A 17,323-nucleotide genomic window follows, 5' to 3' on the forward strand; every position below is an offset into this window, starting at 1 on the left:
GGTGCGGCTCAGCACACGGTGTTGGGGTTGAGGAGCCTGCGCAGGAAACCCTCGGGGTCGGGAATGAGATCCGCGACGGTGCCGAGGTCCAGGCCGGGCGCCATCTCGACGGGCAGGGCGAGGGGACCGAGCACCAGCGGTGCCAGCAGCTGCCAGTTCTCCATCTCCTGGATCGAGCGCAGCAGTTCCCGCAGCACTTCTCGCCAGTCCACGGCGGGAACCTGCGCGGGAACGGGGAAGCCGACCAGATGGCCGGTCTTGCCGCCCCCCGTGGGCATGCGGCCGAGACCCACCAGCGGGTCCTCGTGCAGCGACGGGTCCTCGTTGAGGTGTTCGCCCCAGATCTGCGTACGCAGCTCGCGGATGGACACCCCGGACCGGGTCGGGGCTCCGCCCACGCTGCCGTCGGTCAGGTCCGTGTCGAAGACGCCGAGATGCAGTTCCGAATCCGTGGTGTGCGAGCGGAAGTTCAGGTTGGCGCTCCCCGCGGCGGCGTACTGGTCGTCGACGATCATCAGCTTCGCGTGGACGTAGATCTGGCGCGTCGTCGCCGCCTGCTCCAGATGGAAGCAGTGGACGTTCACGGGCGCGGTGGAGGCGATGCGCTGGATGGCCTCGGTGCGCAGCGCCTTGTGGACGTCCTTCAGCCCCGGGGCGTCGAAGTCGCGCGCGGTCACGAGGATGACCTGGACGCCCCGGCCGGCGGCGTCCCGCAGGTCGTCGACGAGGGGCGACGGCCACAGATACTGGTCCTCGATGTAGATGTAGTGCCGCGCCCGGCGTATGGCCTTCCGGTAGGCGGCCGTGACGGTGAACTCGCCGCCGGGCAGGAAGGAGTAGACCCCTTTGCAGGTGAGGGTGCGCAGCACCTGAACTGCCTGGGTCCCCTGGGTCGTCGGCGGCCCGGGTTGCTCCGAAGGAGGGATCGGCACGGGCGTGTCATCGATGCGGCTGGGCCGGGTGGGATCGTTCCAGCGTTCGACCAGACTCTGCCAGATCTGGCCGACGGCGGGCCCGAACACCGCGCACTGCACGTCGTGCCAGCCGGGCAGGGAGATCTGCTGCCCCAGGAAGTCCGGCTCCCGTTGCCGTATGGGCGGATCGACGTGAGCGGCGTTGTCCCAGCGGTCGAGGCAGACGTCGATCCCGCCGACGAACGCGCACGCGCCCTCGGCGGCGCCTTGTACGACCGCGCACTTCTGATGGTGGGAGCCGAACTCGCCCACCCGGGCGTCGAGGATCGCCTGGGACCCCGCGTCGACCAGCCCGGTGCGGAAGTCGAAATTGTCCTTGGACGGCAGGGTCGGAACCCTGGGCCTGCGCACCGGAAGCGTGGAGAACTGCGAGCCGTACAGGAGCGCGCGTACCACGACGCCGTCGGCACGAAGCTTGAGGAGCCGGTCGAGGCATCCCGGTGAGGCCGGAACCCCCGGGGTCAGCATCTGCTCGGGCGAGAACCGCCAGCCGGCGAACAGCACCTGGTCCCCGGTCGCCAGGCCGTCCAGCCGCGAGGACAGGGTGGTGTAGTACGCCTCGGCGTCGACGAAGAACAGGACCAGGTTGTCCAGGGTGAAGGCGGGAGAGCGGAACGGGCCCATCTCGGCGTCGGTCAGCAGCCAGTCCTCGGGTGTGACGCTCTCCGCGGGCGGGCGTTCGGCCTCCGCGCGCATCTCGTCCAGCTTCAGGACCGTCAGGGGGCCGACGTCGTCGATCAGCTCGGCCGGGGCAACGCCGAGCACCTCGACCTTGAACCGGGCCACCGCGCCGGCGGTCTCGTCGCCGTAGTCGCCGTCGGCCCCGAACTGGGGCAGGGAGTCCGGATCCCAGCCGAGCAGCGCGATCTGCACCTTCTGCACGGCCGGATCGGTGCGGTGCCGGGTACGCGAGATACGGTCCTGGTCCTGTGCGATCGCCTCGAGCAGCGGATCGCCGGCGAACAGTGCTGAGGTGAGCATCCCGGATCTCCTTCACCCAGGTCGAGGCGGGCGCCCCTACACGCTCCGGCGGCCGGGGCGCCGTGGTGTCGTGGGGCGCGATCGACTCCCCGCGGCGAGGCGTCCGTCGTCTTCGGGGCCGACTCCAGCGGGAGGCAGGGGGCAGACCCCCCGAGGCACCCGGGGGTGGGGGACGGCTGGGGCGGGCGGCCGCGGCGACGTCGGTCCTGCCGGGCCGGCGGCGAGGTTCCACGTGCCGCCGCGGCAGACGCCAGGACGCTTGGCCGGGGCCGTTCCTCCTCGCGGAGTGTGCGGAGCGGCGCACCGCACCACCATGCTCGCACCACTCGGCGGTCCGCGCGATGCGGCGGTCGCGCGGTGCCGCCGCCCCTTCGAGCGTCCCGAGGTACGTCGGCTGCGACCCACCCACGACATCGACCCCTGGGGGCACTTGTCCGCATCACGACGTGAAGGAGGAGAAGGCACGCCCTGGTTGCCCCAGCCGGTCAGACGGCCGGGAGGTGGCCGGCAACGGTCCGGGCGGGACTCCCCGGCCCGGTCGACGTCGTGATCGAGTGGCCACGGGCCGATGTGGCGAGCGCCGAAATTCCGACTAGGCTGGTGAGTTGCGGCAAGCACACGTAGCCGGACATGGCTGCGGGCGGCGTATCGCGAGACGCGCAGGGTGTTCGCCGGCGCCGGTGATTCCCCTTCTCGCGTTCGGTGATCACCGGCAGTACATCCGAGGTGAGCGCGACGTGAACGGGCAGCCGTTCGCCTCCCCACCAAGGAGAACGGGGTGCCGACACCCCCCTCGACGCGACTGCGGCCGCGCAGGATCCGCCGACGGCCCCTTGGGCGAGGACGGACAGCCACGTCGAACCCCACCGACCCGTTCCGCGTAGACCTGGACGAGTCCCATGAACGAGGAAACCCCCCAATTCGCCGGTGATTCCCGGGCGTACCCGTCCGTCGGCAAGGTGAGCGACACGTCGGTGCGCGGCAACGCGGCCTTCACGGTGGAGCAGGCCTTCGGCGCCCGGGCGGCCTTGTCCCCGCGACGATGGCCCGTGACCGTGCGCCGCGGAGCCGCGGCGTTCGACGTCGCACCGCGATCGGCCCGGGCAGGGGGTCGGTCGGACACGAGGAGGAGCCGCTCATGAGTGAGCCCGGCACCGTGGCACTCGAGGTCAAGCACGAGGGCTCCTGCCAGGCGATCGCCTTCAGCCCCGATGGCAAGCGCTTCGCCAGTGGTGGCACCGACACCCTCCTGCGGGTGCGCTCGACCCGCATCGGGACGCCGCTGGACATGACGGTCGGCGGCGCCGTCACGGGCATCGCCTTCAGCCCGGACGGCGGCAAGCTGGCCGTGGCCGACTCCGAGCAGGTCTCCCTTCGGGACAGCACGACCGGCACGGTGGCCTGGCAAGGACCGCTGGCCCCGGGCACATCCCTGAACACCGTGCGGTTCGGCTCGGACGGGCGGGTGATCGCGGCCACCGACACCCTGATCGCCGTACTCGACCAGGCCTCCGGGGAGATCGAGCAGCGGATCACCGTAGACCCGCCGCTGATCGCCGGTCTGGACGTGAGCCGGGACGGCACCCGGGTCGCCGTGGCCGTCGACGAACGCCACGGCGGAAACCACCGGGACGCCGGGTCCGCGCGGGTGCACGAGCTGGCCACCGGTACCGAGATCGGGCGGCTCACCCCGGGCAACGCCGTCTTCGCCGTCGCGTTCGCCCCGGACGGGACCAGGGTGCTGTGCTGCGCGGCCGACGACACCACCCGGATGTTCGAGGCGCAGGACGGGCGGCAGGTGTGGTCCGACCCGGACCAGGCCAACGTCCAGCCCACCTTCCCGCGCTGCCTGGCATTCGACCCCAAGGGCAAGTGGACAGTGGTCGGCGGCGCCGACGGGTTCGCCCGGGTCCTGGACGCGGACACCGGGGTCGAGAAGTGCCGGGTGCCCAAGCTGGAGCCCGGTGCCCCGGACCCGGGCCTCGGAGCCGTCACGGACGTGGCGTTCAGCCCCAACGGCAAGTTCGCGGCCAGCGCCTCCATCGACAACGTCGTACGCCTGTTCAACCTCGACGGCAAGGAGTTGTACGCCGTGCCCACCGAGGAGGTGCTGACGATGGGGTTCAGCGCCGACGGCCGCTGGCTGGGCGTCGGCACCATGTCCGGCGCGCTGGTGATCGACAACGGCGAAGCCAACCAGGGGTGAGCCGCCATGGACCCGCACGAACTCCTCCAGCAGGTCGCCGGCCAACTGCGAGCGCTGGCCGGGGACGCCGTGGACGGCCTGGTCCACGCCCTGCCGGAGGTCGGCGAGGACCCCTCGGCCGCGGGAACGGTGCTCGCCGGACGGCTGCTCGACGTGCACGACCGGCTGCCCGCCGGGAACTCGCTGGTGGAGCTCGTACGGGAGATGCTGGGCGACCTGGACGCCGCGTCGCCGGTACGGCTCCACGGGTGGCGGCGGGCGCCCGACGCTCCGGTCGGCGTGGCGCTGGTGCTGACCGACCCGTCCGGCGCGGCGGGCGGGCGCGCCGTGCTCGGAGTGACCCCGCAGGGACCGGTGTTCGACGTGGTGGTCACCCCGGAGACGGCTCTGACGCTGCCCCAGACGGCCCGCGGGCCGTGGAGCGTGGAGGCGACCGTCACGGCCGGACAGGGCTGGGACGCCGCCTTCGGCCCCGGTCTGCCGCCCGCGCCACCCGGCGGAACCGCGGTGATCCGGCTGCGGCGCAGCGGCCGGCTGACCGCCGGAATGTCCGACGGCCCGGGGCTGAGCGTCGACGGCCTCGTGCTGGCCGTGACCTCCGACCCCGCCACGCCCGCGGCGTTCGAGCTGGAATTGCAGGGGTTCACCGCCGCCGTCCTGCCCGCCGCGCTGGCCGCCCTCCTCGGCACCGGCGGGGCCGGCCCCATGTCGGGACCGCCCGCGCCGGTCGTCCTGCGGGCCGACCGGGTCGAGGGCCTGCGCTTCGCCGGGACCGGTGCCCTGCGCGTCCCCCTGCCGCTACGGCTGAACGGCCTCGGCGTGTCGAGCCGGGGGGCCGCCCTGGAGCTGACCTCCGACGGGGGCGAGCCGCGGCTGGCGCTGTCCGTGTCGGTCAGCGCCGGGCTGCCGGGCCTACCGCTGCGCGTCCACCTGGACGGGGCCGGGATCGACCTGCCCGTCACGTTCTCCTCGGCGACCCGCCCGGGCCTCGACCCGAACCGGCTGCGTGAGCTGTTCCCGGACGGTATCGGAACCGAGCTCAAGGTGCCGCCCGTCTCCGGCGGCGGCGTGGTCAGGCACACCCCCGACCGCGGCTACGAGGGTCTGATCTCGCTCGACCTGGGCGTGCTGCGCATCCAGGCACTCGCCCAGTTCCGGCCGCCCGACGGCAAGGCGGCGCCCACCAGCTTCCTGGTGCTGCTGGCCGCCCAGTTCCCGCTCCCCGGTATCCAGATCGGACTGGGCTTCGCGCTGGACGCGGTCGGCGGCCTGGTCGGGCTGAACCGGCGCGCGGACGTCGCCGCGCTGCAACAGCTCGTCGGCGACGGCAACGCCGACCACGTGCTGTTCCCCGACCGAGCGGTGGAACGCGCCCAGGAGATCATCGGTTCTCTCCGTTCGGCGTTCCCGGTGGCTCCCGGGCGCATCCTGGTCGGGCCGATGATCCGCCTCAACTGGGGCGGCCGGATGGCGTCGCTGTCCGGGGCGCTGATCCTCGAACTGCCCGCACCGGCACGCGCGATCCTGCTGGGGCGGCTGCTCGTCGGACTGCCCGACCCCGTCGTGCCGCTCATCCGCCTCCAGGCCAGTGTGCTCGGCCGTGTCGAGCCGGCCGTCCCTCTGGTCGAGCTGCTGGTCTCGCTGTCCGGCTCGTGGATCGTCGGTCTGGCCGTGCGCGGCGAGATCTACCTGCTCGTACGCGGGGGTCGGCAGCCGGAGTTCGTCCTGTCGGCCGGCGGCTTCCACCCGCGCTACACGCCCCCGGCGAGAGTGCCCGCGCTGAGCCGGCTCCAGGTCGACCTGGCGCCGGGCAACGGATTCGGACTGCGCATGGAGGCCTACTTCGCCGTCACCACCAACGCGGTGATGTTCGGTGGCCAGGTCCAGCTGGACGCCACGATCGCGGGCTGCGGCGTGCAGGGCTGGCTGGGGCTGGACGCGCTGTTCGTCTTCGACCCGGTGTTCGCGTTCTCCGTTCGGGTACGGGCCGGAGTGGCGGTGCGCGCCTTCGGCCGCCGACTGGCCGGGATCGGCCTTGACTTCACACTGGAGGGCCCGGCCCCCTGGCACGCGTTCGGCACCGGGAGCATCTCGGTGCTGTTCTGGGACGTCGAGCTGGACTTCGACGTGCGCTGGGGCTCACCGCCCGCCGTCCAGCAGAAGGCCGGGCGCGATCCGATCGAGGTCCTGACGGCCGAGCTGACGCAGACGAAGGCCTGGGCGGCGGAACGGCCGGCCGCCGAACGCACCGCGCTGGTGTTCACCACCGCCGCGAACGAGAAACTGATCCAGGGAAGCCTGGTGCACCCCGACGCCACCCTGCGCGTCCAGGAACGTGTGGTCCCGCTGGGCGTGCCGATCTCCCGGTTCGAACGGCGGCCGGTACCCGTGCAGACCTGGACGATCAAGGACGTGACCATCGGCGCGGCCCAGCCCGCCGCCGGTCTCCCCTCACTGCCCGAGCTGTTCGTGCCCGGCGAGTTCTTCGACCTGACCGAGGACGCGCAGCTCACCGCGGCCCCCTTCGTCAGTTACGCCGGCGGGCTGCGGGCGCGCGCCGACGGCATCCGGCTCGGCACCGGCCACCGGGTCGACGACGGCTACGAGACCGGCTACGAACCCCCCCTGCCGGAGCGCCAGTTCTCCGGCTGGCAGGGGTTCTTCCACCGGGAGGCGGTCTACGCGGTCAGCGCCGCCGAACGGCTGGAACGGTGGCGCACCTCGGAAGCGGCCGTCAGCCTGCGCCCGGCCAAGCTGAGCGTGGTCGCCGCGACTTCCCTCAAGCCCCTGCTGGAGGACGTCACGATGGTCGACGCCACCTCCGACGTCTGGCGGGCGGTGAGCGGACAACTCGCGGTGCCCCGGGACACGCTGCGGCTCGTCGAGAGCTGGGAGCTGAGCCGATGACCGCGCCGGGCGGGCGCGGCACGCCGCGAGGACCCGGAGGGAGCGACGCATGAGCACGCGGTGGTTCTTCTCCTCGGCACGCGTCGGCGCCGGCGCCTCGGCCGACGGCCAGGCGCTGCCCACGTCGGTGCGGTTCACCCGCGACATCGAAGGCCGCCACGAGGAGCCGCAGGTGACGGGACCGACCCTGACCCTGGTGGGACCGGGCGACGTACTGGGCTTCGACCGGTCGATGGTGCTGCGGGAGGAGCCGCCCCCCGGCACGCCGGACGCCGCGGAGAACGTCATGGCGAGCGTCGAGCTGGCGCACGCCGACCTGCCCTGGCTGCTGTCCCCGGGATCCGTACCGGCACTGCCCGAACCCAGCCCGCAACCCTGGATCGCACTGATCGTGCTGGCCGAGGACGAGGCGGCCCCGCCGCGCGCCGCGAACCCACTGCCCGTGCTCACCGCGCCCGTGGCCGCACTGCCCCCACTTTCCGAACGGTGGGCCTGGACCCATGTGGAGGCCCGGCTGCCCGACGACGTCACCGACGGCGAGCGCGCCCGGCAGCTCACCGAACAGGGAGCGCGCGACCACTCGGCCGGTGTCGTCGGCCGTCTGCTGTGCCCGCGCCGGCTGGCCCCCGACCGCGGATGGATCGCCGCGGTGGTACCCGTCACCGCCGCCGGGCGGGACGCGGGCCTGAACGCGGCACCCGGGGCGGCGGCGACCGCGGACGCCTGGCCCGTCGCGGGCCGGGACACCGTCGACCTGCCCGTCTACCACTGGTGGACCTTCCGTACGGGGCGAGCGGGCACGTTCGAGGAACTCGCCCGCCGGCTGCGCTTCCGGCCCGCCGCCGAGTCCGGACTCGGCAGCCGGATCGTCGACGTCAGCCAGGCCTGGCCCGCCGAGGCCCCCGCCGGCCCGGCCACCGTCGCCCTGGACGGCGCGCTGCGGGCGCCCGGCACGGCGGCGCCCGAGACCTGGTCCGACCCCGCCGCCCAGGACCACTTCCGCGCCCCGCTCCGCGAACGGGTGGACGCACCGGCCCTGCACCGCGCCGAGACCCCCGCGGCGGGCGACGAGGACGCCGTGGACCCGGACGTCGCCGCCGTCGCCCCGCCGCTCTACGGCAGCCACCACACCGGCGAACTGACCGTGCCCGACGAGCCCGGCGCCTGGATGAGCACCCTCAACCTGGAGGTGCGCCGCCGGGTCGCCGCCGCGCTCGGCTGCCGCTATGTGCAGCTGGAGCAGGAGTTCCTCATGGCCCGCGCCTGGGAGCAGGTCGGCGAGATCCGGCGGGCCAACCGGCTGCTGGCGGCGAGCGAACTCGCGGCCGTCGCCGCGGAGCGGGCCCAGCACAAGCATCTCGACCCGCTGGGACCCGCCGACCTGGTCACCGTCATGGCCCCGGTGAGCGGGCGGGTGCCGGTGTCCGCCGCACAGCCGGACGCGGAGCCGACCACGCTGGCCACCATGCTGGCCTCGGCCGACAGTGTGCCGGCCGGTACGGCGAGTACCTCCTTCGTCCGGCTGACCCGCGCCAACGGCGCGCTGGCCCGCCGCGCCCGGCGCGGCACGAACGGCGAGGTTGTCGCCGGCCAGGCGGCCGAGCCGTTCCTCACACAGAAGCTGAAGGATCTGCACCTGATCGGCGACGACGCGTCCCCGGAGGCCGGCCTGCCGGGCGAACTGCGCGCCGGGCTCAGCCCCATGCGGCTGCAGGTGCTGCGGATGGCCGACCGTGTCCCCGCCGACTTCTGGGCGGAGCGCGCTGCGGACGACCGCCCGCTGCGGCCGGTCATGGCCCATCCGAAGTTCACCGTGCCGATCGCCGGGGAACTGCTGGCCCGCTGGCCGGAATGGGCGCTGCCCGGCATCGGCGCGCTGCCACCGGACACCGTGACCCTCCTGGAGACCAACCCCGAGTTCATCGCCGCGCTGCTGGTCGGGCTGAACCACGAGTTCAACCGCGAGCTGCTGTGGCGGGAGTTCCCCACCGACCAGCGCGGCACCCCGTTCGCCCGGTTCTGGCCGGGCGACGGCGCCGACGTCGAGGAGATCGCCCTGTGGCCGCCGGACGCCCCGCTGGGCAGCCAGTTGCGCACCGGCGGCAAGGGCGACCTGGCGCTGCTCGTGCGCGGCCAGTTGCTGCGCCGCTTCCCCGGCACCGCCCTGCTCGCCGTCCGGGGAGTGGACGGCAAGTTGCCGTCCGTCTTCGACGGTGTGCCGGCCACTGCGCTGGCGTTGGACGAGTCCACCGTGCTCTACCTGTTCCCCGGCCTCGACGAGGAGCGGGCCCGCGCCGAGGAATGGTTCTTCGTGTTCCGCGAACCGATGCGCGGCACCCAGTTCGGGTTCGACTCCGGTGACCAGCCCGCCGAGATGACGACCTGGGCCGACCTCACCTGGGAGGGCGTCCGCGTGGCACCCGGTTCGTGCGTCCAGCTCGGCCAGGCGCCCGCCACGCCGACCCGGCTGTCCCCACCCGACCCACCGGTCTGGGCCCGGGACGCGGCCGACATGGCCCGCATCGCCTTCCAGCAGCCCTTCCAACTCGCCTTCCGGGCCACCACGTTGCTGAGCGGCTGACCACCGTGACGAGGACAGGAGCAGTGGGGACATGACCGACGCGTTCGCCGCCCGCGCCCAGCTGGACCAGGCACGCACCGCAGCGGACACCGCGCGGGCCCTCGTGGAGGAGAAGGAGACTGTGGTGCGGCGCCTGCAGGCGCACATCCAGGCCGGTCTCCCCGATCCCGTCCTCGACCCGGTTCCCAGCACACAGCTGCTCGCCGAGGCCGAGGCGGCCCTGGCGGACCTCCGGCGCACGGCCGACGAGACGAACGGCGCGGTGGCCGAGGCCCAGGAGGAGCTGACCCGCGCCCTGGACGAGGGCCAGGCGCTGTTCCCCGACGACAACACCGCGCCCATCGCGCTGCTCCCGGTGCGGGTGGAGACCATCTGGTGGGAGCCGAACACCCTGCGGGTGAGGATCTACCCGGACGACATCCTGCTCCCCCGGTTCGACCCCGAGCTCACCCCCGCCGAGGCCGCCGCCGGCGCCGCGTACTGGCGGAATCCGGGCCCGGAAGCGTGGCAGAAGGTGCTCACCGAACTGCGCCCGGCCCGCGCCTCCTGGGCGGTCCGCGCCTGCCGCCCCGGCGCTCCGGCGCCCGTGGTACGTCCGGACGACCCGCGGGAGCCACGGCCGCGCGCGGCGTCGATGCCCCAGCGCTGGCGCTTCCTCGGGCTGTTCGACGGCCAGGTGGTGGTGGACCAACTGGGCCGTCCGGTGCCGGACCCGCTGCCGATCGGCCTGCTGCGCGCCGAGGATGAGGGATGGGAGACCGACTGGTTCGAAGCGGTCAAGGCCGGCATGGGCATCGAGCTGGTTCTCCCGCCCGAGAACACCGAGAACCTGGACCAGTTGCTGGTCGTCGGCGTGCGCGACGACGCGCCCGCGGACGGCGCGGCCCGGCTGCGCGACCTGCTGCACGGCCACCGGTTCGGCAGCGGGCTCGGCCTGTTGCCCTCGGGCACCTCCACCAACAACACTCCGCGCGCCCGCTCCGGCTGGTCCTCGGCTCCCGCCCCTCCGGGTCCCGATCCCGATCCCGAGGCGGGGCAACGGCCGGTGGCCGACGCGCTGGCGGCCGCGCTCGGCCTGTCGGACGCCGGGTTCCTGCGCGGCTGCTCCGGCGCCGCCGACACCGACCCGCCGGCGGTCGCCGCGCTGACCCTGCTCACCTGGCCCACGCTCGGCAAGGGCTTCGCCGAGGCCGCGCTGACGACGATCGACCTGGGCACCGAAGAGGTGAGCGGGGTCGCCTCCGAGGGGCCCTGGCGCGCGGTCCGCGAGCACCTCGCCGCACACGTCCGCGGCCGCGGGCCGCTGCCGATGCTGCGCGTCGGCCGCCAGCCGTACGGGGTCCTGCCCGTCACCGCCCTGGACGACTGGCGCGCCGGACGCGTCGAAGACGTGGACGGCGTGATCGCGCCCTGGCTGATGCGGCTGCGGGAACGGTGGCGGGCCGCGCTGGCCGGGAAGGAGCCGGATGGGGAGGAACTCGTCGTCCCGCGCGTCGAACCGGGCAAGCCGGTGGACCAGGTCGCGGTCAAAGCCCTGCAGCGGCTGCCCGTGGCCACCGGACTCGCCATGCGCCGGATGGACGGGCCGGCGTTCGCCGTGCCGAAGACGCCCCGCGATGAGCCCCCTGCGCCGCTGGGCCTGCCCGGTCTGCCGCCGGAGGGGATGCTGCGCTGGACCACGAGCGGTGACGGCTGGACCTCGCTCGGCTGGGGCCTGGACGAGGAGACCGGCGTCCCGGAGTTCGTCACCCGGATCGCCCCGGACCCGGTGGCGTTTCCGGCCCGGGCGACGGCCACGGCGGACTATCTGGGTGCGGTACGGGCCTTCCTGGCGGGCGAGCTGGACGCCGAGGCGTACGACCTTCACTGGCCGGTGGAACTGTCCACGGGCCGGGAGGTCCCGCCCCGGCGCAGCACGTTCTTCGACCTTCCCTCGGCCGACGAGACGGTGGGGCCGGAACAGCCGGGCGAGGGGAACCAGCCGAGCGGGGAGAACCAGCCAGGCGAGGGAGACCAGCCAGGCGAGGGAGACCAGCCGGGCGAGGAGAACCAGCCGGGTGAGGGAGACCAGCCGGAGAGCGGGGGGACGCCTGGGGCGGTCCCGCCGGACGGCGAGCCGGACCTGAGCGGTGTCCTCGACGCGCTGCTGTTCCTGCCGAACTGGTCCACCTTCCTGGACGACCTCGACCCCGGGGACGACCCCCTGCGCCAGGCACTGGCCGTCACCGGCGACGTGGATCAACTGGTGGCCGACGTGCTGGAGGGCCTCGACGAGCGCGAGCGCGCAGAACGCGTCGCGGCGGCCGCCGGTGCCGCGGGCGCGCTGCCGCAGCTCGAGCAGGCACTGCGGGCCCTCGCCGCCGTACCGGTGACCCGGCTGCCCGAGCTGCTGCTGGAGGTCATCGACGTCCACTCGCACCGCCTGGACGCATGGATCACCTCACTGGCGTCCAAGCGTCTGGCCGAGTTGCGGGCGTCCGGCGCCGAGGGCGTCCGGTTCGGCTGCTACGGCTGGGTGGAGGATCTGCGGCCGCCGGAGCCGAGGGAGCAGCTCGACGTCGAGCTGGACGACGGGGTGACCACCGTCGAGCTGTCCGGGAAGGACGGCTACATCCACGCGCCCTCACTGCACCACGCGGCCACGGCCGCCGTCCTGCGCTCCGGCTTCCTCGGCAACCCCGACGAGCAGAGCTACGCGGTCAACCTCACCTCCCGCCGCACCCGTGTCGCACGCTGGCTGATCGGCGGCGTACGACAGGGTCAGAACCTGGGCTCGCTGCTGGGCTACCGGTTCGAACGGGCCCTGCACGACGCCGAACTGGACCATCTCGTCGAACGGTTCCGCCGGCAGTTCCCCCTGCCGGTCGTGCCCGAGACGCGGGCCCAGGAACCCGACGCGGACCTGTGGGCTCGCAGCGCGGAGGCGATCTCTGCGCGCAACGTCGTCGACGGCATGGCCCTCGCACGGGCCGGGACCGACGCGCCCGGCCGGGCCAGCGTCATCGACGGGGCGCCGGTGGTCGCGTCGGAGAGCGACCGGGCGGCGGTGAACCCGCTGCTGGCCGACCTCACCGACGCGCTGGACGCGGTCGGAGACCTCGTGCTGGCGGAGAGCGTCCACGAACTGGTGGGCGGCAGCCCGATCCGCGCGGGCCTGACCGCCGACACCCTCGGCCGCGGCGAGGACGTGCCGGACACGTTCCGTGTCCTGCGCTCCCCGCACCGGGCCCGCGCCCTGACGCACCGAACGGCCGTGCTGCTCCCGGCCGAACCGACCGGGCCGACCGGCTGGGCCGCCGATCCGCTCGCCGCGCTGCAACCCGCGCTGGAGACGTGGATCGCCCATCTGCTCGGCCCGGCGGCCGGCTGGACGCTCGCCGGGCGACTCGGCGACGGACAGCAGGACGCCCGCCCCTTCGAACTCACCGCAGACCGGCTCGGGTCCGGCGCGCTGAGCACCGTACTGGACGCGGCCGCCACCGAACCGTCCATGCTGCGCGAGGCGGTTCGGAGCGCGTTGGGCGCCGCGCCGAACACCTCCGTCGAGTTCACCGGCCCCGGCTGGAGCGGGCTGCGCGGCCGGGCGGCCCGGATCCGCTCCCTGTTGTCCACCGCCCAGCCGCTGCTGCCGTCGCACCTGCCCGAGGACCCGGGCGGCCGCTCGGTCGACACGGCGGGACTGCGCACCCGCCTCACCGCCTTCGCCGCGAGCCCACCGGTGGCCGGACACCCCGCCGAGGCCGAGGTACGCCGGCTGGCGGCGGAGCAGGTCGTGCCGGAGTCGGCCGACTCCTGGCTCTCTCGGGCCCGGACGGAGCTGTCCGAGGTGCTCGGCACGGACATCCCGCTGCTGCCCGCACTCACCGCCCCGGCCCCGCCACCGGCGGGGCGCGGCGACCTTCCGGGCGCCGACATCGAGGACTGGCTGCGGCGCAACGCGGCGGTACGGCCCGCGGTGCGCACCCTGCACGAGACGCTGCTGCTGGCCGGAACCCGGGCCGGGCGGGTGGAACGGCTGCGTGCAGCCCAGCATCCGACGACCGGGGGCGACGCCTGGATCGGCGGCACCTTCCCGGCCGGGCAGCGCCCACCCGCCACCACTCACCTGGTCTGGCACGCACCGGTCGACCTCACACCGAACGGTGCCGTCACCGGCGTCGTACTCGACGAGTGGATCGAACTCCTCCCCGGTTCCGAGCAGCCGCCGAGCCCCGAGCCGACCCCGCGCACCGAACTGACGGGCGTCGCCTTCCACTACGACCGCCCGGACTCGAAGGCCCCGCACAGCGTGCTCATCGCGGTCCCCCCGGACCTGAACCGCGGCTGGACCGCCGACGGCTTGGTGCAGGTGCTGCGCGAGACGCTCGAACTGGGCAAACTGCGCGCCGTCGACTGCGACGACCTGCCCCTGCTGCGCTCCCTCCTGCCCGGCATCCGGATCTCCCAGCGGGGAGCGACCGGGAAGGCCCTGTCCAGGATCGAGACCCGCAGGCCGAACACCGACCCGGACGGCCCCTTCCGGCTGGAATCCCGGCACCGCGCCTCCGACGTCGAGACCGGCCTGGCCGCCAAGGTGCACGACCCCCTGTGGCTGCTCACCCGGCAGTGGCAGTTCGGGGAGTTCACCGCGCAGGACGCCGGCTCTCCGGCGGTGGTCCGGATGACCGGCAGCAGCGCGCCCATCGACGCCTGGCGCCCCGCCGGGGCCGGCGACTGGGTGCCCTATGAACTCGGCCAAGGCCCGCTGGACACCCGGATCGAGGACGAGCCGGTCCAGGTCGACGAGCGGCTGCGCGCCGAGGGCGGCGCGGCACTGTTGCGCATGTCCGACGACGCCGGGGTGCTCAGCGCCGCCCTCACGGCGCTGGACCCCCATCGGCTCCAGGCCGGCGAGGCGGACGCGAGCCTGATCGGCCTGCTCGACGGCCGGATGCCCGACGCGGCGTCGGTGGCGGCGGCTCTGGACGCGGGCACCTTCGGCGGCGGACCGGACCCTCGACTCGGCGAAGTCGCCGCGCGCTGGCGGCACTGGTGGGACGCACAACTGGCGGAGCGCGGCCCGGACTGCTTCGACCCGCACCGACTCGAGTACGCCGCCGAGCTGTCCGCCGGCGGTACCGTACTGCGCGCCGAGGAGTACCAGGGCGACGGCCTGGACTGGTACAGCCTGGACGTGCACCCCGACCCCGACATCGAGGCCGCACCGCAGGCGCAGCCGCACGCGTTCAGCGAGGAGGGTCTCCCCTCGACCGTGCGCTACGGCGGGCTGCCCGCCGACCGGTTCTGGGAGATGGAGGACGCCCGGGTCGACCTGGGGGCGGCGGACGTGTCCACCCTCGACACCGGCCGCCTGCTCCTGATCTCGTTCGCCACGGTCTACGGCAACGACTGGTTCCTGGTACCGCTGGAGGTGCCGACCGCGTCCCTGACCATCATGGACAAGGTGCTGGTGCGCGACGTGTTCGGCCGCGACCACCTGGTCCGGCGCGCCGGACGGGACGACCCGTCCTGGTCGATGTTCACCCTGAACTGCCCTGACCCGGACCACCCGGCGGCGTCCGGACTGCTGATCCTGCCCACCGAGCGCGGGCAGACCGGACAGCCCCTCGAACACGTGGTCCTGGCCCGCGATGAACTGGCCAACCTGGCGTGGGCCGTTCAGCACCACTACACCGATGGCCGCGGTGAACCGGTCGACCGCCGTGACCGCTGGGCGCGCAGCGCACCTCCTGAGCCGTCCGTGGCCGGGGCACTGCCCGCGTACGCCGTGCAGACCGTCGTACCGGACTACTGGTTCCCGCTGGTCCCGGAGCCGATCCGGGCCGACCAGATCCGGTTCCGGCTGGCAACGCTCACCGGCCCCGGCCTCGACTCGCGGCCCGAGGGCCGGCTGATCGCCCCCGGACTGTGGCTGCACGAGGAGGAGGTGCCGCGCGACGGCGCGTACGTGACCCGCCGCCCGGTGCTGGCCCGCTGGTTCGACGGCTCCTGGCACAGCTGGGTGCGCAGGGAGAAGGCCCCCGGCACGGGCGAGAGCTCCAGCGGACTCGCCTTTGACACGGTGCGGCCCACGGAGCCGTGGCCGTGAGACAGGACGTGGCGGCGCGGCGCGTCGGCACTGCGGCGGCGGACGCTGGAGGCACTGCGACAGCTGATGTCCGTCTGCGTCCGCCGGTGCCTGGACACGGCCCTCGGCATCCTCGACTAGTAGCTGTCGTAGCGGGGCTTGCCGTTCGGCCGGTAGACGCCGACGACGGTGCCGCCCTTCGTCGTCGAGACACTGACCGGCTCCAGCGCGGTGGGGATCGCTCCGTCCGCGAACAGCCGCTTGCCGGTGCCGACGATCACCGGATGGATGGTCAGCCGGTACTCGTCGACGAGGCCGTGCCGCATGAGGGTCTGGGCGAGGTCACCACTGCCGACGACGTTGACGTTGCCGCCGTCGGACCCCTTCAGCTTGCGTACGGCGGCAACGACGTCGCCCTCCAGCAGCGTGGAGTTCTGCCACTCGACGGACGTCAGGGACCGGGACGCCACGTACTTGTGCATGCTGTTCATCCGATCGGTGAACGGGTTGCCGGGATCAGCGGTCGGCCAGTACGACGCGAAGATCTCGTACGTCTTGCGGCCGAGCAGCATCGCGTCGGCGTGCTCGTACCAACCGGCGATGGCCGTGCCGACCTCGTCGTCGTCCACCGGTTTCTGCCAGCCACCGTGCTCGAAGCCGCTCTCGGCGTCCTCGTCCGGGCCACCCGGCGCCTGCATGACACCGTCGAGCGTCAGGAACGTGCAGACAATGATCTCGCGCATGATGCGCTCCCTTCGTCGACCGGTAGACCACACCACCGCCCAGAACTCATCGGTGAAACGTCCGCGGCGCCGGACCGCGCTGACGGGCCGCCGGGCCTGCTCCCCCTTCGGCGAGGTTCGACCGGGCCACTGCTCGGCGGGCCGGACCGCGCCGGCGCCTCGCCGCCGGAGGCGACCTTGAAGCCGCTCAAAGGTTGTCGATGCCGCTCGACGACCCCGGGCCCTGGTAGTCCGCGGCGGTGACCGGTACGGGCGGCCGGCCCCCGCCACCGGCCGGGCCGCACGTGCCGATGGGTGCGTTCGGGCCGGCCCTGACCTGCGCGGCTGCCTCAACGCGGTGAGGCGGCGGGCTTCACATGCATCCGCTGTCACGAAGGCCACCGCTTCACCGTCACCTCGACAGGGAAGGTCCTGCGCCTCGTCGACGCCGCACGGCTGACCGGTGCTCAGCCTCTCGGGCTGGCGTCGGGAGAGCGCGAGCCGGGCCGCGGGACAGGGCGCCGTGGGGCTGCGGCGGCCCCTCGCCGCCTCGGCCGGCGGCCCCGCCGCGACGACCCGTGGGTCCGCAGCCCGGCGAAGCGCGGGACGACCGGCAAAGATCCGGTCCGACCGAGCGCAGCGCCGCTGTCCGGAATGGCGCAGAGCGCCGTGGCACGGCTCGGGTCCCGTGCCCTGATGGGGCCGCTCGCATTCCCTCGGTCGTCGGCGGCCGGCCCGTGTGTCTGGGCGCGGACCGCTCGCCGTCACGTGCCGACGACGTGCCGGAAGCAGCGGAGATGGGTTGTGCCGTGTGTTCACCGTGCCGAGCATTTCGTCCCGGCGCTTCCGCCTGCCGGATCAAATGGCGACTTCGCGTCCTGTACT

6 protein-coding genes are annotated in these 17,323 nt (G+C 73.7%); 4 read left to right on the plus strand and 2 right to left on the minus strand.

Translation table 11 applies throughout. The features are described from left to right. Positions 1-8: 8 nt before the first annotated feature. Complete coding sequence (locus ABVB68_RS11905) at positions 9-1,955, minus strand: phospholipase D family protein (protein ID WP_353600907.1); 1,947 nt, start codon at positions 1,953-1,955, stop codon at positions 9-11. A gap of 1,138 nt (positions 1,956-3,093) precedes the next feature. Here ABVB68_RS11905 and ABVB68_RS11910 point away from each other — a divergent pair. Genes ABVB68_RS11910 through ABVB68_RS11925 form a run of 4 tightly spaced genes read left to right on the plus strand, consistent with a single transcriptional unit; the run spans position 3,094 to position 15,737 of the window. After that, positions 3,094-4,161, plus strand: coding sequence for a WD40 repeat domain-containing protein (locus ABVB68_RS11910; RefSeq protein ID WP_353600908.1), 1,068 nt, complete (start codon positions 3,094-3,096; stop codon positions 4,159-4,161). Between the two features lie 6 nt (positions 4,162-4,167). After that, positions 4,168-7,068, plus strand: coding sequence for a DUF6603 domain-containing protein (locus tag ABVB68_RS11915; protein ID WP_353600909.1), 2,901 nt, complete (start codon positions 4,168-4,170; stop codon positions 7,066-7,068). Positions 7,069-7,117: 49 nt separating this feature from the next. Then, on the plus strand, positions 7,118-9,649 hold the full coding sequence (locus ABVB68_RS11920) for a hypothetical protein (RefSeq protein WP_353600910.1): 2,532 nt from the start codon (positions 7,118-7,120) through the stop codon (positions 9,647-9,649). Between the two features lie 31 nt (positions 9,650-9,680). After that, positions 9,681-15,737, plus strand: a complete 6,057-nt coding sequence (locus ABVB68_RS11925) for a hypothetical protein (protein ID WP_353600911.1) — start codon at positions 9,681-9,683, stop codon at positions 15,735-15,737. Positions 15,738-15,853: 116 nt separating this feature from the next. Here the strand turns inward: ABVB68_RS11925 and ABVB68_RS11930 are convergent, their stop codons facing one another. After that, positions 15,854-16,459 (minus strand): dihydrofolate reductase family protein, encoded by a 606-nt coding sequence (locus tag ABVB68_RS11930; RefSeq protein ID WP_353600912.1) that lies wholly within the window; start codon positions 16,457-16,459, stop codon positions 15,854-15,856. Positions 16,460-17,323 lie beyond the last annotated feature (864 nt).

This window comes from Streptomyces sp. NPDC096012, from assembly GCF_040426375.1.
GTDB lineage: Bacteria > Actinomycetota > Actinomycetes > Streptomycetales > Streptomycetaceae > Streptomyces.